This is a genomic window from Anaerococcus senegalensis JC48, assembly GCF_000321005.1.
GTDB lineage: Bacteria > Bacillota > Clostridia > Tissierellales > Peptoniphilaceae > Anaerococcus > Anaerococcus senegalensis.
Map to the genome: position 1 here is coordinate 773,078 of NZ_HE578907.1, position 19,781 is coordinate 792,858.

Genomic DNA, 19,781 nt, shown 5'->3' on the forward strand with positions numbered 1-19,781 from the left:
TTTATGCGTATATTATGATTATAAATTATTTGATGATTTTAATCAATAATTAGAAGACATCAAATAATATTTTTTTAACAAATTTCTTATAATTTTTAATAGATAGTTCTCTTCTATTTTTTAATTCTTTGTCACTTGGAAGTCCATCTTCATAAAAAACTTTCATCAAATCATAATTTGAATTAATTTTTATAACATATTGCCTAGTTTCTTCTACTGGAATTTTTGTTGGATCTGGGTCATGTTTATCTATCTTTTTTTCATTAATCCATTTATCTACATTTCCAATTCCACCATTATATGCTGCTAATGCTAAATCTACATTATTATAATATTTGTATAAATAATTAAAATATCCAACTCCCAAATTTAAATTATAATCAACATCTTTTAATTTATCCGGATAATATTCTTCTCCTATTAACTCTGCACTATGCTTTGCAGATGCATCTAATAATTGCATCAAACCTTTAGCATTTTGATTAGAATGAGCACCATTATCATAATCACTTTCTACTTTTATTATTGACGCAATTAATAGAGGATCCATATTATATTTCTCAGAATATTTTTTAATTTCATCTTGGTAGGCAATTTTTTGTCTTGAAGTTTGATAAGCAACTATTGAAAAACTTATTATAATTGCCATAACTATCCCTATTACTATAAGTCCTAAAATTTTAAAAATACTTTTTAAAGCTTTCATTTTTTCTCCAAATTATCTAAAGCTATATCTACTTTTTTTTCCAAATCATCTAAACTTGTGCTGTTATCAAATATAAGGTCTGACTTTTCTTTCATAAGTGAAAAGTTTTGACTATTTATTTTTTTTATGGCAAAATCTTTATCAATTTTATCTCTATTCATAAGTCTTTTTATTTGTACATCCTTATTTGTAGTAACAAGCCATACATATTCACAAGGAAATTTTTCTTTCATTTGAAAATATAAGGGAATTTCAATAAAAACATTTTTTTCCTTTGAATTTTCTATTTCCTTATTTATATATGAAATAATATTTTTATGGCTTATTTTATTTATCAATTCTCTTTTTTTAGGATCATTAAAAATAATTTCTCCAAGAATTCTTTTATTAATAATCCCATCTTCAAAGGCCTCGTTAAAGGCCCCTGATGATAAAATTTCTCTATAATTAATTTGATCTTTTTCTAAAAGTTTTGCATTAATCTTATCACTATCTATAACAAAATAACCCTTTTTTCTTAAAATATCTGATAAAGAAGATTTACCACTTGATATTGTGCCAGTTATTACAATCCTATTTTGATTCATACATGCTATCTCCGCTATCTATATCGACTAAAAGTGGTACTTTCAATTTTACCGCCTCTTCCATAGAAGATTTTAATATTTCTTTTGCCTTTTCTAAATCTTTTTTACTTGCCTCTATGATTATTTCATCATGGATTTGTAGGACAATTTTCGCATCTATCTTAGCTTTTTTTAGATTTAGGTATGAATTTATCATGGCAAATTTTATAATATCAGCAGCTGAACCTTGAATTGGAGTGTTTAATGCAACTCTTTCTCCAAAACTTCTCACATTGAAATTTTTAGAATTTATTTCTGGAACATACCTTCTTCTATTAAATATGGTGTTTACGAAGCCTTCTTCCTTGGCTTTTTTTACAATATCTTTCATATATTTTTTTATTTGAGGATAAGTATTGAGATAATTATCTATATATTCCTTGGCTCTTTTTCTAGGAATATTTAAATTTTGGCTTAAACCATAATCACTTATTCCATAAATTATTCCAAAATTCACAGCCTTTGCTTCACTTCTTTGTAATTTTGTAACCTCATCTATTGGTGTATCAAAGACTTCTGATGCTGTTTTTGTATGAATGTCTATATCATGAGAAAAAGCTTCTTGCATTTTTTTATCATTTGCAAGGTGGGCTAAGACCCTTAATTCTATTTGTGAGTAGTCTGCATCAATTAAGATTTTTTCATTATCTGCCTTAAAGGCCTTTCTAATTTTTCTTCCCTCTTCTGTTCTAATTGGAAGATTTTGTAGGTTTGGCTCAGTTGATGAAAGTCTTCCTGTAGCTGTTACATTTTGCTTGAAGGTTGATCTTATTCTTCCATCCTCGTCAATACATTCTTCTAAACTTTCAAGATAGGTTGATTTTAACTTATACATCTCCCTATATCTTTCAATTTTTTCTATTATAGGGTGCTTATCTCTTAGTTTTTCCAAAACTTTTGCATTTGTTGAATATCCTGTCTTTGTTTTTTTGATAATTGGAAGTTTTAAGTCTTCAAATAGAATTTTCGAAAGTTGTTTTGGTGAGTTTATATTAAACTCACTGCCAGAAAGCTCATAAATTATTTTTTCTAAATCTTTAAGCTCAAGTGAAACTTCATCTTTTATCTTTTCAAGCTCATCTATATCACATACAAAGCCAGTAATTTCCATATCTGCCAAAACTTTGGATAATTTAATTTCACAATCTTTATAAAGATCATACATAGATAGTTCTTTTAACTTATTAGTTAATATATCAAGACTATCCTCTATTGCATTTATAATTGATGCTAAATATTTTCCAAGCTCTTCATTACTTAAATCTTTATAAGATTTCTTATTTCTGCCCTTTCCCAACAAATCTTCTTCATTTAAAACTTCATATTTTAAAAATGCTTGACTAAAAGTTTTTAAATCATATGAAGATCTTGAAGGATCTATAAGATAGTGCATAAGCATAGTATCATCATAAGGAAAATTTATTTCTATACCCAACTTATTAAAAAGTACTATATCTTCTTTTATATCAAAAGAAACCTTATTGATATTTTCATCTTCAAAGTATTTTTTGAAATTTTCTACAAATTTTTGGTCTGGATTATAGATAAAAGTGTTGGATGAAGGTGACTTTATTGCAATCTTAAAAGCTTTTGAATGTATATAGTTATCATTTTCAAAAATAGTCTTAAAATAAAAAATCTTTTCTTTTTCAATATCTTCTATTATTGAAAAATCATCATCAGTAAAGGAGTAAGAAAAATCTAAATCTTCTCTTTGAACATCATTTCCGTCTTCAAATTTTTCCAAAAATTTATTGAAATTATATTTTGAAAATTTCTCCTTCAAAGTATTTATATCAGGATCAGATACCTTTAAATCACTTATCTTAAAATTAACAGGAGCATTTGTGACTATAGTTCCAATTTTTTTAGATAAAAAGGCAATTTGTCTTGAATTTTCAAGATTTTCCTTGGTTTTTTTGCCACTAATATCATCTAAATTTTCATACAAATCTTCCATTGACCCATATTTTTTAATATATTTAATGGCAGTTTTTTCTCCAATTCCGTCAACACCTGGAATATTATCAGACTTATCACCCATAAGCCCCTTTACATCTATTAATTGTTTAGGACTAAGGCCATAATCTTCTTTAATTTTTTCTTCGGTAATTTCTTCCACTTGAGAAATTCCCTTTCTTGTAAGATAAACAATAACATCATCATTTACAAGTTGAAAATAATCCTTATCTCCAGTTATTATTACAGTTTCAAGACCTTCATCTTTTGCAATTTTTGAATATGTCCCAACAATATCATCAGCCTCAAAGCCATCTATATCTAAATACTTGACATTAAGTGATTCAAGAATATCTTTTAAAATTCCAAATTGATAATTTAGTTCATTTGGAGCTTTGTCCCTATTTGCCTTATAATCTTCAAATTCCTTATGCCTAAAAGTTTTTGTCTTTTTATCAAAGGCAACCAAGATATAATCAGGTTTATATTCTTCAACAGCCCTAAAATACATAGTCAAAAATCCATAAACGCCATTGGTCATAACACCATCAGCATTAGTAAGATTAGGAAGGGCAAAAAAAGCTCTAAAAATCAAACTAGATCCATCAATCAGCATTACTTTTTTACTCATATAAATCTCCTTTCTATTAGTATAACATATTTTATTTTTCACAAAAAAAGTAAGTAAAAAAATCTACTTACTTAAATAAACATTTATTAATTTTAAAATATTTAATAAAATTATTGCCAACACGTTACCCACACCACAAATATAAAAAAAGCTATACCCCTTGGTATAGCTCAAATATGAAAAAAATAAAAAAATTAATGGTGCTGGTGGTGGGACTTGAACCCACACGTTCCGGAGAACAACAGAGTTTGAGTCTGTCTCGTCTGCCAATTCCGACACACCAGCATTAACACTACCTGTATATTATAGCACCATTTTTTTTCTATTGCAAATATTTTTACATTTTTCTTAAATTTTTATAATCTAATATTAACTCTTTGATATTATTTTTTAATTTTTGTCCTTTTTTAGAGTAGTAAAATTTTAGTGTTCCAACAGCTGTGAGAATTCCTATAATAATTCCAAAAATAACATCTGATGGAAAATGAACATATAAGTATAATCTAGAAAAGGCAATTAAAACTGCAAGTATAGTAGACATTATATTAATAGTTTTTGATTTTGAAAAAAATAATATTACAGTTAACATACAAAATGAAATTGCTGAATGACCTGATGGAAAGGATGGATCTTGTGGTTTTAAAACTAATAATTTTACCCCATCAACAAGTTCAAATGGCCTTGTTCTTCCTACAGCAGGTTTTAATATTAAATTAACAATAATTGTATTAACTAAAAGACAAAGAACCATTAGCCTTGCCATTTTTTTATATTCTTTTGTTGTTAGAAAAATCAAAATTAATAATATCCAAAAAATCCCCATATTACCAAGAGCAGTTATAGTTGTCATTATCTTGTCTATCAATGGACTTTTTAAGTTTTGTAAAAAATTTAAAATAGAAATGTCTATTTTCGTTATTAAATTCATATTTTCCCCTTTATATCCTTTGAATAATTTTATCATAAAGAAAGAAAATAAAAAAGACTGCACTTGCAGCCTTTTTATTCTACTTTTGTATTTACAGTTTTTCTTATCATTTCATCACATTTTCTGATTCTTTCTCTTTGGGCTTCATTTACTTTGTCGTAAAATTTTCCACCTTCAAGAAAATCTTCTGTCATAAAATCTTTTGCCAAATATCCATTCTCATCACGCATGTGACCATTCCAAATCGGATGAATTTTGACATCACCTAATTTAATTTTTCCTGTTTTATTGTTTCTAAGAATATTTATATCATAAAAAACTGATTGCTCTGTTCTTATATCTCCCAACACATCATAAGATTGGCAAGCTATAAAATTTCCACAAGAATAAGCAATATATCCTTCTCGTCCATCTTTTGTTTTATACTTTTGGGCAGGTTGTGTTACGTGAGGATGATTTCCAATTACAAGATCTGCTCCCCAATCTATCATTTCTCTTCCAAGTTTTATATGTTCATCAGTAGGATAAGATTGATATTCTACTCCCCAATGCGGATAAACTATTATTAAATCTGCCTTATTTTTCTTTGCTTCTTTTATATCTTCTTTTATTTTTTCAGGTTCCAGGTAATTAATTACATCTTCTGGTTTATTCTCAGTTACTAAACTATCAAGTCCATTTACTCCATAAGTATAAGACATAAAGGCAACTTTTAATCCTTTAACATTTCTATAAATAAACCTATCTTCTCCTGGTTTTCTTGTTCCAGTATGTGCCACTTCATATTCATCCATAGCATCAATAGTATCAAAAATACCTTGTTCAAAAGAATCTACTGAATGATTATTAGCAGTAGATAGCATATCAAAACCAGCATTTTTGATATCTCTTATATATTCTTTCGGTGTTGTAAATTGAGGATATCCAGAAGGTTCTCTTGTTTTACTTACACTTGTTTCAAAATTTCCTATGGTAAGATCTGAATCTAATAAAAAATCTTTCACATATTCAAATTGATTTGAAAAATCATATTTTCCATTTCCATAATTTCTAGCATAGTCAACTTGATCAATATGAGCCATCAAATCTCCACCAGCTTTTATATTGATTATTTCATCCTTTGTTTTCTCATCAATTTTTTTAGGTCTTTTCTTATCAATTTTAATAATGTCCTTGTTCTTATCATTTTCTTTTCTAACTTCTTTTTTTGAACTAGAAATATCTGAAGAACTAATATTATTAGCAGGATTTTCTTTTAAATTTTTACAAGAAGAAAAAGAAAATAGAATTATTATTGCTAATAAGAGACTTTGAAACTTATTAATTTTTTTCATTTTTACTCCTTTATTTATAATATCAATATATTTACTTTATTATATATTATTATATAAATAATGTCATATTAAAAAGAAATTTGATATCTTATTGCTATTATACAAAGAATTAGTGCAAGTGGGACGTATAAAAATTTCCCTAGTTTGTACCAACCATCCCCATGTTTGTGTTTTGCATTTTTGTTTATTTCTTCTAATAAATCTTCTTTCTTCATAACCCAAAACCAAGAAATCGCTCCAATTATAGCTGAAATTGGTAGGATATATATAGTTACAAAATTCATCCAAGCTCCCCATTTTGCAATAGGGTGTAAAAATAATCCACAAACAAAGACAATAATCATTAATACTACTAAAACAATAAGTCTATTTAATTTTTCAAATTTTGATGTAATAGCTTCAGCAACTGTTTCAATCATTGATTGAACTGATAAAATTCCTGCAAATACCATAGCAATATATAAAATTATTGCAAAAATTCTTCCTCCTGCTATTTCTTGTAAAACTTTTGGCAAAACTACAAATATTAATTTTGGTCCTTCTGATTGAGAAAATCCAAAAGCAAAAGTTGCAGGAAGCATTACAAATGTTGAAAGCATGGCTGCAACTGTATCAAGACTTGAAGTAATTGTTGATGAGTGAACAATATCTTCACTATCTGGAAGATATGAGCCATAAACAACCATTACAGTTGAAACAATTGATAATGAGAAAAAAGCTTGACCCATGGCTGCAATCCATAATTTGATATCCATTAATTTTTCAAAATCTAGGCTAAAAATAAATTTATATCCTTCAACAGCTTTGTTTAAAAATGCAATTCTAATAGCCAAAATTATAAATAAAATAAAGAATAATGGCATCATAAATGAATTTGTTTTTTCAATTCCCTTGGTTCCATAGGCAAGGGTAAAAAATACTATAATTATTAATAAGAAATGCTCTTTTGCTAAAACAAAATCTTTTGAAGAAATTGATTCAAACCAAACATTTGGATCTTGTGTTAACAAAACTCCAGTAATTGAATCTATCAAAGCTTTTAACACATAAGTTATTACAACAGTATATCCTATCGCAAGTAGAACTACTCCAACTAAAGGAATCCATCTTAAAACTCGTCCTACTCCTTCTTTATTTCTAGATTTCCAAACTTCTCTAAAAACCCCCATAGGGCCAGATTTATATTTTCTACCAACTGCACTTTCTGCAGAAAGTCCTACTCGCCCAAATAGAAATACAAAAAACAAATAAGGTATTAAAAAAGAAAGTCCACCATTCATTCCAATTTTATAGGGAAATGCCCACACATTGGCAAGACCAACTGCACTTCCAACGCATGCCATTATAAATCCCCATTTATTACTAAATTTCGAATTATTTTCCATAATTTTTCTCCATATATTTTAAAAAGTAACCTTAAACACTAAGGCAAGTATTGATAAACCAATTGCTATTGGAACATAAACATATTTTCCAAGCTTGTGCCACTTTTCTCCAACTTTTTTCTTAGCTCCCATATTAACTTCTTCCAATTGCTCTTCTTTTTTCCAAAAATAAAACCAAGTTATAGCCCCAATTGATGCTCCTATTGGAATAATATAAATTGAAACTAGATCCATCCATGGACCCCATTTTCCTATAGTTTCCATATTTACACCAACAAGAAAAGTAATTAAACCAATTAATATAAGGGCCTTTACCCTAGTGATATTTTTGTACCTATGTATCAGCGATTCAACGACAACTTCAAACATATTTTGTAAAGAAGAAATTCCAGCAAAAATTACTGCTAAATATAAAATAATTGCAAAGATTCTACCACCCTTAATATTTTGTAGAATTGTTGGTAAAACTTCAAATAAAAGTCCTGGTCCTCCTGCTTGATCTAAATTAAATACTAAAATAGATGGAACAATTACACATGATGATAATAAGGCAGATAGGGTATCAAATAGTGCTGTAGATTTTGCAGCTGATAAAATATCTTCCTTTTTATCAAGATAAGAACCACAAACAATCATCCCACATCCAGTAATAGATAAAGAAAAGAAAGCTTGTCCCATAGCTGAAATGACTGTATTAATATTTAGTTTATCAAAATCAAGCCTAAACATATATTTATATCCTTCAATGGCATTTGGTAGAGTAAAAATATAAATGGCTATTACTACAAACAATACAAAAAATGCAGGCATCATTATTTTATTAGATTTTTCAATCGTCTTAGCTCCTTTAATACAAGTTAAAAGTGTAGCCAAAATTATTAAAAAATGATAAACAACAACTGAATAATCATTATTTGAAAAAGATTCAAACCATTGTTTACTATTTACATGCAAAAGCTCACCACTTATTGAATCCACCAAGGCCTTACATACATAAGAAACTATTATTGCATATCCAATTGCAATAAATAAATTTCCTATTAAAGTTATAAAACCTATATTTTTACTAATAAAAGAATGACTTTTTTTCTTATTTTTTGAATTTAAGGCATATTCATAAGAGCCTAAAGTTCCTGTTTCAGCCCTTCTACCTATTGCAAATTCACTTGACAAACCTACATAAGCAAAAAGAGTAACAAAAACTAAATAAAATAATAAGAAAAATAATCCACCTTCTTGAAACCTAAAAGGAAATCCCCAAACATTTGCCATGCCTACGGCACTTCCCACTGCTGTCAGGATAAATCCTAACCTAGATGAAAATTTTTTTTCTTTGTCCATATATAACTCCTTTTTACTTTAGTACACCAAGGTATTGGTGTCCTATTGCACTTGACTTATTATATCATAAATCTATTATCTGTAAAATAATATTTTTAGGAGTCAATAAATTTAAATTTATATTTTCATAAAAGTAAATCTGCCAATTGCAATTAGTTTTTTATTATCATCAAAAACATCGCAATCTATATTCATAAGTTTTCTACCTACTTTTTTAGTCTTACATTTTGCATATAAAAATTTTGTATTTTTACCTGCTCTTACAAAATTCACATAGCTATCACTTGTTACAAATTCACCCTCAAAATATTCAGAGGCCTTCTTACCACAAGCAGTATCAATTAATGTCAAAGTCACTCCCCCATGGACAATACCATTAATATTCATACAGTAATCTTTGATAGGAATTTTTGTAATAATTTCTCCATCTTCATCTTTCACGTATTCCATTTCTAAATAATCAACAAAATTCATAAATCTTCCTTTCTTATAACTAAGGCAATTATATCATTTTTTTATAAATACTTTAATAATGGTATAATCTTAAAGCGAAGGTAAAATTATGAGAAAAACATTATTTATATTATCGTCAAAGGCAGGAAAAACTGAATTCGACATTAATGAAAAAGATATAGAAAAAATTTATGATAAAAAATATTTTGGAGAAAATATTAAAATAATTAGAACAAAATATGAAAATCATGCTATTGATGCTGCCAAATCATTTATTAATATATATAAAAATTTTAAAAAAACAATAATTGTAGGAGGTGGAGATGGGTCTTTAAATGAAATCTGCAATGTAATTTATGAAAATGATCTAGAAAATACAAGCCTAGGATTAATTCCAATGGGAACTGGCAATGACTTTTCCAAAAATTTTCCATACAAAAATTTCAAATTAGAAAGTCTATTAAACATAAAAGAAAAAAAGATTGACCTAATCAAAGTAAATGATAAGGTCGGAATAAATGTTTTATCTTTGGGTTTTGATACAGTAGTTTTAAAAAAAGCATATGAATATTTAGATAAAAAACCATCTTTAGGTAAGAAAGCATATTTTTTTGGAGTAATTAAATCCTTAAAACATTTATCCTATCTAAATCTTTCTTTAACTTTATATGATAAGAATAATGAGAAAATAAATATAAAAGATGATTTTTTGCTAAGTGCTATATGTAATGGAGGATATTATGGATCTGGTTTTAATCCAGCACCAAGTGCAAAAATAGATGATGGAATTTTAAATTTAGTTTTCGCAAAAAAACTTCCAAACATTTTATTGCCATCTTTAATTATAAGATATAAATTTGGTCTTTTAGAAAATTCAAAATACTTAGATGAGATAAAAATTAAAAAAGGAAAAATAAAATCTGATAGACCGATTTTAGCAAATATAGATGGAGAAATATTTCAAAGTAAAGAAATTAATTTTGAAATAATTGAAAAAGCTTTAACTTGGTCCTATCCTGATATGTAAAATTAAACAAATTATTATATAAAAATAAAAAGCTTTTGTAAATTATAAAACTTGAAATTACAAAAGCTTTTTTACTGATATATTATTAAAAATTCTAAACTTTAGAACTTAGATACATAATTATTATCCTTAATATAAAATCTATAAAGATAATCTTTTGCCTCTTTGGCATAGTCTATTCCAATTCTTTTTGACTCTACTATTTCAAAATTGTTATCTCCATTTTCTAAATAAAAATTATTTGAAAAAATATCCTTACCGTTAAAAGACTTATCAATTTTTAAAGCTTTTGTTAATTTTGCAGGACCATTACTTAAATTTTTCTTTTGATATGAATTTAAATCCTTATAATCTTTACCAAATCTATTGTTTGCAAATACATCAAAATTATCCAAAGGTTCAATCGCCCTTATTAAAACAGCCTCAGGAACTCCTTCTCCTACACTTGATATATTTAATAAATAATGAATTCCATATGTTAAATACACATACAATATCCCGCAATCCATATACATTATCTTATTTCTATTTGTTTTATTATCATTAAATGTGTGGCTTGCTCTATCATTAATTCCCAAATAAGCCTCAGTTTCAACTATTCTTGATCTTATTAATTTTCCATCAATTTTTCTAACAAAAACTTTGCCTAGTAAATCTTTAGCAAGTTTTATTGTATCTTTTCTAAAAAAATTTCTATCCAACATAATTTTCCCCTAAATATAATTCTATATTTAATATTTTACAATATTAATAAAAAAATAAAAGCTATGATAACTTTTAATTAAGAAAATATAAAAAATGTTAGATTAAAAATCTAACATTTTTTAAAAGCCCTATTTTTTCTTTTTCTTTGAAAAAACTAGGGTGGATAATGATATTCCTAAACTTGATAAAACTATTGATAAGATTGTTACACCAGTATTAGGATTATCTTTGTTAATATCGGAACTTTTAATTATATTACCTTTTTTCATTTTTCTTGATGGTTTTTCATTATTAACACTTATAGTTTTATTATTTTTTTCATTGTTTACTTTATCTTTTTCTTTTGAATCTTCAGGTTTTTGAGAGCCTTCTGGTGTTTCTGAGTTTTCTGGATCTTCAGGATCTGTTGGTGGAATTTCGCAGACATTTTTAGTTCCGACTTCTATAATCTTATCTTGTTTTTCTGTGATTGTCTTAGTAGTTCTGTAAACTTCTTTACTGTTTTCTATCTTAACTGTAGTTTCAGTTTTTCCTACTTTTCCTTCTTGGATTACATTAGTCTTTCCTGCTTCAAGGTCTGGATTTTCTCTAATTATGATATCATAAGCTTTTTCACTTTCGTAAGTGAATTCACCAATAGTCTTAGCACCATATTCTACAAGCTTATTTGTTGGCTCAACTAGTTCTTCTTTTACTTCGAGCTTACCAGTTTCCTTGTTGAAAGTAGTTGCATATTTTACATATCCCTTAGAACCTTCTTCGCTTGTCTTTGTTTTACCTTCTTTTAGGTCAGGATTGTATCTATATTCGGTAGTATCATGTCCAAGTTCATTTTTTCTTTCTACTGGTTTTATACCAATTCCTACAATTCTATCTTCTTTTTCTGTGATAGTTTCTATAATCTCGATTGATTTTCTAATGGTTTAGAATCTTTTACCTTTTGAGTAATAGTAACTTCTCAATTACCTAGTTTACCTTCTTTTTCTATAACTTGACTACTAGCTTCTAGGTTTTCATCATTATATTCGTCAATAAATCCTTGATCGTAATATCTTGTATCATCAAGGTTTATTTTAAATCCACTTATAAGGTTATAGTGGTCGTAACGATCTATGCCTTGGAGGTCAACCTCTACATCTTCTCCCCTGTGATTTATTATCCTTGTGCCTGCACCAGTTTGTGTATATGTTCCATAATTTTCATCATTATTAGCAATATTTTGTTCAAACTCGGCCTTGGTTCTAGGACGAGCGAAGAATTTTACTTCTAAGTTTTGGATGCCCTTGTACTTAGGGTCTTTGTAGAATATAGAATCTTTGTTTATATTTCCATTTTCATCTACAGCACCTTTTGGCATATCAACTACTACCTTACCTTCGTCATTTATGTATGCCTTCGCACCTTCAACGACTTCTCCTGTTATAGGATGGTAAACTTGACCTACTAGTCTAAGCCTTGCATTTTCGTCAAGATTTTCTACTTTTACCTTTGTTGTAATAGTTTGACCTTGGACAAATTCTTTTTGGTCATCAGTCCCATTAAGCTTTATAAGTGATAGTCTATCATTCTCATTTGGCCATGGATTTATTGTAAAGGTAAAAGCAACATTAGGACCTTCGGTAGCTTTTAAACCGCTAGGATTATCTTTTGTATAATGACCTTCTTCCCATGCCATAGTAGTATTTTTATTATCAACATTATTTATATGTTTTATATCATCTTCTGATGCATAGAGGTTTAAGTTTCTCTGTTTCTTACTAGCTGTTATTTCTACTTCTGATTGAGCTTTATAGTTAGAATCTTTAAATCCTTCTGCAAGCTTTTCACCTTCTTTTTTAGAACTCACACTTTCAGAGTCAAGAACTTCTGCCATATTACCAGTATTAGTAAAACCAAAGTCGGTGTAGGTGCTTTGACCTTTTTTCTTGTCGATTTCAATCTCCATACCCCACTTAGTTTTATCTTCGCTGGTTGCAGATGGTTCTAAATTCTTGTAGCTAAACCCGTCTTTAGAATCCATATTAGATTCAGTTGATAAATGAGTTGGTCCATTACCTTGCTCCATTTGGGTAGAACAGTAACGTTCAGAGTCATTAAAATCTTTTATTTCTTTTCATCACCTGCATAGTTTGGCTAAGTAGAATTTTGTCCTGCTTGCTGGGTTTCTGGTGTTTTATCTTCAGATAATTGAAGGTTATTATTTTCTTCTGTTATAGAATCATTTTTTACTTCTGTAACATTTTTGTTTTCTGTGTTTTCAATTTGATATGAATATTTATTTTTATTTTCTATTAATTCTTTTTAACTTACATAGCTGGTAATATCTGAAGTTGTTTCATCAGCATAGTAAACGTTTGCTAAACCGATAAAAAAAGATACTGATAATGCTAATGCTATAATATTCTTACTCTTATTCATTTTTCCCTCCTATTTTTATTTTATTGCACTATTTATATCATATTTTTATAAATCCTGTTATCATTTAAATATTTTTTATAATATTATGATTTCTATAATTAACCTTTTATTTAAAAAATACCTACTTTACTTTTATCTAAAGTAAAGTGGGTATTAAAAATTAATATTTATTTCTAAAACTTGTTTTTTATAATTTCAATAATATCATTAGGGGTTTCGGCAATGTATGTCGCATTTTTAAATTCTTCTTTATTACCATAACCATAAGCTACAGCAATAGATTTTAATTTAAGTTCTTTACTTGACTCTATGTCGTAAGACCTATCTCCAATCATAATAGAGTCGTTTTTATCTAGCTTATTTTTACTAAGAAGATGCTCAATCACTTTTTTCTTTGTGTTTTTATCATCTGATGATCCTGAAATATAAGAAAAGTATTTTAAAATTCCAAAATATTCTAGTATTTTCTTAGAAGATTCTTCTCCCTTACTCGTGGCAAGATAAATATCAAAACCACAATCATGTAATTTTTGTATCAATTCTTTTATCCCATCATAAATTTCAGTTTCAAAAATTCCTTTTTTAAAATAATATTGTCTATAATAATCAACTCCTTTATCAGCTGATTCTTCTCCCAATTCTTTTACAAAAGAATCTCTTAAAGGAGGTCCAATGTACTTATATAAATCATCTCTAGAATATGTTTTTCCCATTTTCTCCAAGGCATATTCAAAAGCATTCAAAATTCCAGGAGCGGATTTCGAAATAGTTCCATCAAGATCGAATATAATATTTTTTATCATATATTATCCTTTCTATTTTTTAAAAATGTCTATTAATTCAAGACAAATTTTTTCCACTTTCTAATTTTTGTTCTAAAAGTTCCAAATGGTGCTACTGTATTTATATGAATAAATTTATATACTTCCCAAACTGCCGTTTTTGTTGCATCATCAGCCCATTTTCTCATATGTGGTTTAAATAATTCATCATCACTTAATGAGTCAATCATTTCATACATTAACTCAATATTTCCTCTTAATTTTTCCTTTAATTCTTTTAGTGATAAATGAGCATAAGTATCCGTAAAATATTGATATAATTCGCCAAGTTGATTCCACTTAAAATATTCAGATGGCGTCTTAACTTCAAGGCCTTTCTTTTCATCATCTTCCCATTTTAAAACAAGTGTAGTCCATCCAACTTGATAAGCAAGGTTTTCAGCTGGAGTTCTATCAACTTCTTCAACTCTTTTATCTTTAAAATTTTCTGGAATATCATCAAATTCCGAAATATATTTTTCAAATTTCTTATTGATTTCAGCTTTCAACTCTTCTCTATTTCCATAAGTTCTCATAAATTACTCCGATTTTTTAAAACTCTAAGTTTCTATAGAATTAATTATATCATATATACTTATTAATAGCTTTCTACAAGAAAAAATTATCAGTATTTAAATTTTCCAACAAAAAAAGGCTGATTATTATCAACCTTTTAATAATTTTATTAATATATCTTAGCCCCTGCTGGTATATTATTTTTTAATATTATTAGATTTAATTTCTCTTGCCCATCTTTTTCATGAATTGCTGATAAAATCATTCCACATGAATCTATACCCATCATTTTTCTTGGAGGAAGGTTAGTAATTGCTAGAAGTGTTTTTCCAACTAATTGTTCAGGACTATAGTAAGCTTTTATACCTGATAAAATAGTTCTATTTTCTCCACTTCCATCATCAAGAGTAAATTCTAATAACTTTCTAGATTTTGGAACTTCTTTACAATCCAAAACTTTTACAGCCCTAAAATCTGATTTTGAAAATGTTTCAAAATCTACTTGGTCTTCAAATAAATCTTCTACAACAACATTAGTAAAATCAATATCTTCTGCTGCTTCTTCTATTGAATGTTGATTTTTTTCAATTGCTTTTTTCTCTTCACCAATTGGCTTCATTGTTGGGAAAAGTAATACGTCTCTAATTGAATGTTGACCTGTAAGAATCATAATCAATCTATCAATTCCAATTCCTAGTCCACCTGTTGGAGGCATACCAACTTCAAGAGCATTTACAAAATCATAATCCATCATTTGGGCTTCATCATCACCTGCTTCTCTTTTTGCTACTTGATCTAAAAATCTTTCTTTTTGATCAACAGCATCATTTAATTCTGAAAAGGCATTTGCAATTTCTGAACCATTTATAAAGGCTTCAAACCTATAAGTTAAGCTTGGATCATCATTTTTTCTTTTTGCAAGTGGTGAAATCTCTACAGGATAATCAACTATAAATGTAGGTTGGATAAGTTTTTCTTCAACAAATTCATCGAAAAATTCTGCTATGATTTCGCCTCTTGTCTCTTTAACTTCTACATTTTTTTCTTTAGCAATCTTAACTGCATCTTCATATTCTGTTATTTCATTAAAATCTATTCCAGAATATTCTTTAACAGCATCAATCATAGAAACTCTTCTCCAAGGAGCCTTAAGTTCTATTTCATTTCCATCAAATTCTACAATTGTGCTACCCTTAACTTTTTTAGCTACATCTTCTACCATTGTTTCTGTGATTTCCATCATATCTTCAAAATCGCCATAAGCTTGGTATAATTCCATAGTTGTAAATTCTGGGTTATGAGTAGCATCCATTCCTTCGTTTCTAAACATTCTGCCTATTTCATAAACTTTATCGAATCCACCAACTATCAATCTTTTTAGATAAAGTTCTGATGCTATTCTTAAATACATTCCTATATCTAAACTATTATGGTGAGTTATAAATGGTCTTGCAGTTGCTCCACCAGCTATTGTATTTAATATTGGTGTTTCTACTTCCAAGAAACCTCTATTTTCTAAAAATCTTCTAATTTCTGAAATTATTTTACTTCTTAAAACAAAAACATCTTTAACTTCTGGATTTACAATTAAATCAACATATCTTTGTCTATATCTAATATCAGGATCTTTTAATCCATGCCATTTTTCTGGTAAAATTTGTAAGGATTTGGTTAATAAATCTGCATGTTCTGTTTCTATTGAAACTTCCCCTTGGTTAGTTTTAAAAACTTTACCTTCAATTCCGATCAAATCTCCAATGTCATAGCCTTTTGTTTCTTTAAAATTATCGCCCATAACATTTTTACGATTTACAACTTGAATTTGTCCAAGAGAATCTTGCACATCCATAAAGCTCATATTACCATGGCCACGTCTTGCCATAATTCTACCAGCTACTCTTACAACTTTTCCTTCAAATTCTTCAAAATTATCTTTAATTTCTTTTGATAGGGTTCTATTTCTAAAATTTACAATTGTATGAGGATTTTTACCATCAGCTTTTAATTTTTCTAGCTTTTCTCTTCTAATTTGAAGCATCTCATTTAGGTCTTGATTTTTATTTGCCATATTCACTCCTATCTTATTTCTTTAATTGTGTAATAGCACTTTCCGTTTGGTGTAGCTACTTCTACTTTATCCCCTTTTTTCCTTCCAATCAAGGCTTCTCCAACTGGTGATTCATTTGAAATAAATCCATCAAGTGGATTTGATTCTGCAGTACCTACAATTTTATATTCAAAATCTTCATCAAATTCTTCATCGTGAATTAAAACTTTACTTCCTACGCTAACTTCATCTTTGTTTGTAGAATCTTCAAAAGTCTTAGCATGTCTAATCATATCTTCAACTTTTGCAATCCTAGATTCTACCTCACCTTGCTCATTTTTTGCTTCATCGTAATCAGCATTTTCAGAAAGGTCTCCGAATGATCTAGCTTCTTTAATTTTTTCAGCAATTTCTGGTCTTCTTTTTGTTTTTAAATATTCTAATTCATCTTGTAATTTTTGTAAATATTCTTTTGATAGTATTACTTCTTTTTTCTCTGTCATTTCTAATCATCCTTTCAGTGTGGATTTATATTCTTCTAGGGCATCCATCACTTCTTCTATTGTATTTAATTTATTAACCAAATCACGGATTTTACTTGAGTTTTTAAGTCCTTTTATATACCATGATAGGTGTTTTCTCATTTGCGTTACTACTAATTTTTCTTTTTTATATTTTAATTCTATTTTATATTGTTCTATAAGTTGGTCAATTATTTGTATAGGCGTTGGTTTTTCATAAGATCCTTTATTTACATAATCTTTTATTTCTTTAAATAAAAAAGGATTGCCCATGGCTCCTCTTGCAAGCATCACTCCGTCAGCTTTTGTATTTTCAATTACATTTACAAAATCTTCTACACAAAAAATATCTCCATTTGCTATTACTGGGATTTGTAAATTTTCTTTTAATTTTTTTATATGATCCCAATTTGCATTTCCAGAATACATTTGCTCTTTTGTTCTTGCATGCAAAATCACATAATCAATTCCAGTATCTTGGGCAATTTTTCCTATATCTAGATAATTTATATGTTTGTCGTCAATTCCTAGCCTAAATTTTATATTTAATTTTTTGTCAGTAGATTTTCTCAAAGTTTTACAAATTTCCTCAACTAATTTTGGATTTGACATTAGCTGACTTCCTTCACCATTTTTTGTGATTTTTGCCACAGGACAACCCATATTAAAGGAAATTTCTTTGGACTTTTCTATATAATTTATTTTATCTTTAATTACTTTTTCGATTACTTTAGGTTTTGATCCAAATAATTGTATATTACAATTTTTTTCATTTTCTGAAATAAAAAGAAGATCTTCAGTCTTCTTATTATCATAATATAGGGCATTTACAGATACCATTTCGGTAAATGTTTTGTCTGCCCCATATTTTTCTGAGATCAACCTAAAACCAACATCTGAAACTCCAGCCAAGGGAGCAAGCATTATTTGTTTATTTTTTAATTGTTCTCTCATATATTAATCTTAAGCCTTCTAAAGTAAGATCATTTTCTACTATTTCAATATATCTTGATTCTTTTGCCAAAAGTTCCGAATAGCCTCCTGTTGAAACTATTTTTATTTCATCTTTTGATATCTTGTCTTTTTTAGTAATTTCTTTTATTAGTTGTTCAATTATTCCATCTATTAAACCAATATATCCAAATATCATTCCAGCATTTATAGCTTCTGTAGTGCTTTTTGCAATGGCTGTTTTTGGATCATGAAGTTCGATTCTAGGAAGTTGAGCTGTTCTATTTATCAAAGCATCTAAACTTGTTTTAAGTCCTGGTGCAATTGATCCTCCCAAATATTGGCCTTTTTTATTTACCACATCAAAAGTTGATGCAGTTCCAAGATCTACTACTATAGTAGGCCCACCATACATTTCATAAGCTGCAACAGCGTCTACTATCCTATCAGCACCAACTTCTCTTGGATTGTCATATTTTATATCGATTCCTGTTTTAGTTCCAATTCCTACTATAATTGCTTCTCTACCAAAAAATTTTCTATTTGCAGATTGCCAAGAATATAGAACATCTGGTGCTACCGATGATATAATTGTATCTTCTATATTATCCTTATCAATTTTATGAATTGCAAGAATGTTATATAAACTTTGTACTAATTCATCGCTTGTTACAACTTGATTTGTTGTAATCCTAAATTTTGTTTTTAATTTCTTTTTATTGTAAACGCCAATTACTGTATTTGTATTGCCGACATCTACTACTAGTAGCATATTTTCTCCTAAATTTTTATAATCTAAACATTAACTATTTTATGATACATCATCTTGCTGATTATTTCAAGCTTACTTGCCCAATTTGTATTTTCTAATTAGGCTATTTATCTCATTTATATCTTCTTTTTTAACTTGTGTTGATTCTTGACTTTCTTGGTGATCTTTTTTTGTTAAAATAACAAGATTACCACGTTCTTTATCAAATCCCCATTTTTTTAGTTGTTTATATGTGAAAAAAGAATCGTTTAATAAAATTCCATTTTCTGCGATATAAATTTTAGTTTTAGTATTTAAGAAAAATACAAACCCCATAACAATCATAACAGATGCTGTAATTAATGCTGTTTGATTTTTAGTATTTATACCTTGATATAAATTAATTGCACCTGTCAAAATTAAAAGTCCAAATAAAATATATTCCATTGTAGTTGTTTTTTTACCAAAACTTTTTATTTGACCCTCTAAATTCTTCTTGGATTTATTACTTTTAAAAAGTCTATATCCAAGCCATGCTATAAGTCCTAAATAAATTAATATAATGAATTTGTCAAATTTATTATTCATATCTCCTCCTATTTTATTTTAACTTAAAAAATAAGGCTTTTTTCAAAAATGAAATAAAGCCAAATTTTAATAA

At 27.9% G+C, this 19,781-nt stretch carries 19 protein-coding genes, 1 tRNA gene and 1 pseudogene; 1 reads left to right on the forward strand and 20 read right to left on the reverse strand.

Annotated features, from left to right (window positions below; genetic code table 11):
* Positions 1 to 49: 49 nt before the first annotated feature.
* From ASHG_RS03965 to ASHG_RS04005, 9 genes are all read right to left on the reverse strand, one after another.
* Positions 50 to 706, reverse strand: coding sequence for a lytic transglycosylase domain-containing protein (locus ASHG_RS03965; RefSeq protein WP_040397663.1), 657 nt, complete (start codon positions 704 to 706; stop codon positions 50 to 52).
* Entirely contained in the window at positions 703 to 1,293 is a 591-nt protein-coding gene (coaE, locus tag ASHG_RS03970) for a dephospho-CoA kinase (RefSeq protein ID WP_040397665.1), read from the reverse strand. The genes ASHG_RS03965 and coaE overlap by 4 nt, the downstream gene beginning before the upstream one ends.
* Positions 1,280 to 3,922: a DNA polymerase I gene (polA, locus tag ASHG_RS03975; protein ID WP_040397667.1), complete on the reverse strand. Its 2,643-nt coding sequence runs from the start codon at positions 3,920 to 3,922 to the stop codon at positions 1,280 to 1,282. The genes coaE and polA overlap by 14 nt, the downstream gene beginning before the upstream one ends.
* Positions 3,923 to 4,120: 198 nt before the next feature.
* Positions 4,121 to 4,207, reverse strand: a tRNA-Leu gene (locus ASHG_RS03980).
* A gap of 52 nt (positions 4,208 to 4,259) precedes the next feature.
* The gene (locus ASHG_RS03985) at positions 4,260 to 4,850 is read right to left on the reverse strand and encodes a phosphatase PAP2 family protein (RefSeq protein WP_040397668.1); all 591 of its coding nucleotides are present in this window, start codon (positions 4,848 to 4,850) and stop codon (positions 4,260 to 4,262) included.
* Positions 4,851 to 4,924: 74 nt separating this feature from the next.
* Positions 4,925 to 6,184, reverse strand: coding sequence for a CapA family protein (locus ASHG_RS03990; RefSeq protein ID WP_040397670.1), 1,260 nt, complete (start codon positions 6,182 to 6,184; stop codon positions 4,925 to 4,927).
* A gap of 68 nt (positions 6,185 to 6,252) precedes the next feature.
* Positions 6,253 to 7,569, reverse strand: a complete 1,317-nt coding sequence (locus ASHG_RS03995) for a sodium-dependent transporter (RefSeq protein ID WP_040397672.1) — start codon at positions 7,567 to 7,569, stop codon at positions 6,253 to 6,255.
* Between the two features lie 18 nt (positions 7,570 to 7,587).
* On the reverse strand, positions 7,588 to 8,910 hold the full coding sequence (locus ASHG_RS04000; protein ID WP_040397674.1) for a sodium-dependent transporter: 1,323 nt from the start codon (positions 8,908 to 8,910) through the stop codon (positions 7,588 to 7,590).
* 117 nt (positions 8,911 to 9,027) lie between these two features.
* Positions 9,028 to 9,384, reverse strand: coding sequence for a PaaI family thioesterase (locus ASHG_RS04005; protein ID WP_040397675.1), 357 nt, complete (start codon positions 9,382 to 9,384; stop codon positions 9,028 to 9,030).
* Positions 9,385 to 9,472: 88 nt separating this feature from the next.
* On the opposite strand from ASHG_RS04005, the gene ASHG_RS04010 reads away from it, so the two are divergent.
* Complete coding sequence (locus ASHG_RS04010; protein WP_040397676.1) at positions 9,473 to 10,390, forward strand: diacylglycerol/lipid kinase family protein; 918 nt, start codon at positions 9,473 to 9,475, stop codon at positions 10,388 to 10,390.
* Between the two features lie 101 nt (positions 10,391 to 10,491).
* On the opposite strand, the gene ASHG_RS04015 is transcribed toward ASHG_RS04010, so the two are convergent.
* From ASHG_RS04015 to ASHG_RS04060, 11 genes and pseudogenes are all read right to left on the reverse strand, one after another.
* Positions 10,492 to 11,094, reverse strand: coding sequence for a DNA-3-methyladenine glycosylase (locus ASHG_RS04015; protein WP_040397677.1), 603 nt, complete (start codon positions 11,092 to 11,094; stop codon positions 10,492 to 10,494).
* A 129-nt stretch (positions 11,095 to 11,223) separates the two neighbouring features.
* Positions 11,224 to 11,364, reverse strand: coding sequence for an NPXTG-anchored protein (locus ASHG_RS09325; RefSeq protein ID WP_244264245.1), 141 nt, complete (start codon positions 11,362 to 11,364; stop codon positions 11,224 to 11,226).
* 219 nt (positions 11,365 to 11,583) lie between these two features.
* Positions 11,584 to 12,015: pseudogene (locus ASHG_RS09575) on the reverse strand (G5 domain-containing protein); the annotation flags it as partial.
* A 38-nt stretch (positions 12,016 to 12,053) separates the two neighbouring features.
* Entirely contained in the window at positions 12,054 to 13,160 is a 1,107-nt protein-coding gene (locus tag ASHG_RS04025) for an adhesin domain containing protein (protein WP_040397679.1), read from the reverse strand.
* A gap of 526 nt (positions 13,161 to 13,686) precedes the next feature.
* Positions 13,687 to 14,316, reverse strand: coding sequence for an HAD-IA family hydrolase (locus tag ASHG_RS04030; RefSeq protein WP_040397681.1), 630 nt, complete (start codon positions 14,314 to 14,316; stop codon positions 13,687 to 13,689).
* 32 nt (positions 14,317 to 14,348) lie between these two features.
* Positions 14,349 to 14,870 carry a ClbS/DfsB family four-helix bundle protein gene (locus tag ASHG_RS04035; protein WP_040397683.1) on the reverse strand — a complete coding sequence of 174 codons (522 nt, stop codon included), beginning with the start codon at positions 14,868 to 14,870 and terminating at the stop codon, positions 14,349 to 14,351.
* Between the two features lie 149 nt (positions 14,871 to 15,019).
* Positions 15,020 to 16,918: a lysine--tRNA ligase gene (gene lysS, locus ASHG_RS04040; RefSeq protein ID WP_040397684.1), complete on the reverse strand. Its 1,899-nt coding sequence runs from the start codon at positions 16,916 to 16,918 to the stop codon at positions 15,020 to 15,022.
* A gap of 8 nt (positions 16,919 to 16,926) precedes the next feature.
* Positions 16,927 to 17,400 carry a transcription elongation factor GreA gene (greA, locus tag ASHG_RS04045; protein ID WP_040397685.1) on the reverse strand — a complete coding sequence of 158 codons (474 nt, stop codon included), beginning with the start codon at positions 17,398 to 17,400 and terminating at the stop codon, positions 16,927 to 16,929.
* Between the two features lie 6 nt (positions 17,401 to 17,406).
* Positions 17,407 to 18,372 (reverse strand): tRNA dihydrouridine synthase DusB, encoded by a 966-nt coding sequence (gene dusB, locus ASHG_RS04050; protein WP_040397687.1) that lies wholly within the window; start codon positions 18,370 to 18,372, stop codon positions 17,407 to 17,409.
* Positions 18,350 to 19,141 carry a type III pantothenate kinase gene (locus ASHG_RS04055; protein WP_040397688.1) on the reverse strand — a complete coding sequence of 264 codons (792 nt, stop codon included), beginning with the start codon at positions 19,139 to 19,141 and terminating at the stop codon, positions 18,350 to 18,352. Before ASHG_RS04055 ends, dusB begins: the two co-directional genes overlap by 23 nt.
* A 72-nt stretch (positions 19,142 to 19,213) precedes the next feature.
* Complete coding sequence (locus ASHG_RS04060; protein WP_040397689.1) at positions 19,214 to 19,708, reverse strand: DUF5673 domain-containing protein; 495 nt, start codon at positions 19,706 to 19,708, stop codon at positions 19,214 to 19,216.
* Positions 19,709 to 19,781: the final 73 nt, after the last annotated feature.

Coding starts and splice junctions, on each gene's coding strand:
- ASHG_RS03965 (WP_040397663.1), bottom strand. CDS start 706: ATGAAAGCTTTAAAAAGTATTTTTAAAATTTTAGGACTTATAGTAATA.
- coaE (WP_040397665.1), bottom strand. CDS start 1,293: ATGAATCAAAATAGGATTGTAATAACTGGCACAATATCAAGTGGTAAA.
- polA (WP_040397667.1), bottom strand. CDS start 3,922: ATGAGTAAAAAAGTAATGCTGATTGATGGATCTAGTTTGATTTTTAGA.
- ASHG_RS03985 (WP_040397668.1), bottom strand. CDS start 4,850: ATGAATTTAATAACGAAAATAGACATTTCTATTTTAAATTTTTTACAA.
- ASHG_RS03990 (WP_040397670.1), bottom strand. CDS start 6,184: ATGAAAAAAATTAATAAGTTTCAAAGTCTCTTATTAGCAATAATAATT.
- ASHG_RS03995 (WP_040397672.1), bottom strand. CDS start 7,569: ATGGAAAATAATTCGAAATTTAGTAATAAATGGGGATTTATAATGGCA.
- ASHG_RS04000 (WP_040397674.1), bottom strand. CDS start 8,910: ATGGACAAAGAAAAAAAATTTTCATCTAGGTTAGGATTTATCCTGACA.
- ASHG_RS04005 (WP_040397675.1), bottom strand. CDS start 9,384: ATGAATTTTGTTGATTATTTAGAAATGGAATACGTGAAAGATGAAGAT.
- ASHG_RS04010 (WP_040397676.1), top strand. CDS start 9,473: ATGAGAAAAACATTATTTATATTATCGTCAAAGGCAGGAAAAACTGAA.
- ASHG_RS04015 (WP_040397677.1), bottom strand. CDS start 11,094: ATGTTGGATAGAAATTTTTTTAGAAAAGATACAATAAAACTTGCTAAA.
- ASHG_RS09325 (WP_244264245.1), bottom strand. CDS start 11,364: ATGAAAAAAGGTAATATAATTAAAAGTTCCGATATTAACAAAGATAAT.
- ASHG_RS04025 (WP_040397679.1), bottom strand. CDS start 13,160: ATGGAGCAAGGTAATGGACCAACTCATTTATCAACTGAATCTAATATG.
- ASHG_RS04030 (WP_040397681.1), bottom strand. CDS start 14,316: ATGATAAAAAATATTATATTCGATCTTGATGGAACTATTTCGAAATCC.
- ASHG_RS04035 (WP_040397683.1), bottom strand. CDS start 14,870: ATGAGAACTTATGGAAATAGAGAAGAGTTGAAAGCTGAAATCAATAAG.
- lysS (WP_040397684.1), bottom strand. CDS start 16,918: ATGGCAAATAAAAATCAAGACCTAAATGAGATGCTTCAAATTAGAAGA.
- greA (WP_040397685.1), bottom strand. CDS start 17,400: ATGACAGAGAAAAAAGAAGTAATACTATCAAAAGAATATTTACAAAAA.
- dusB (WP_040397687.1), bottom strand. CDS start 18,372: ATGAGAGAACAATTAAAAAATAAACAAATAATGCTTGCTCCCTTGGCT.
- ASHG_RS04055 (WP_040397688.1), bottom strand. CDS start 19,141: ATGCTACTAGTAGTAGATGTCGGCAATACAAATACAGTAATTGGCGTT.
- ASHG_RS04060 (WP_040397689.1), bottom strand. CDS start 19,708: ATGAATAATAAATTTGACAAATTCATTATATTAATTTATTTAGGACTT.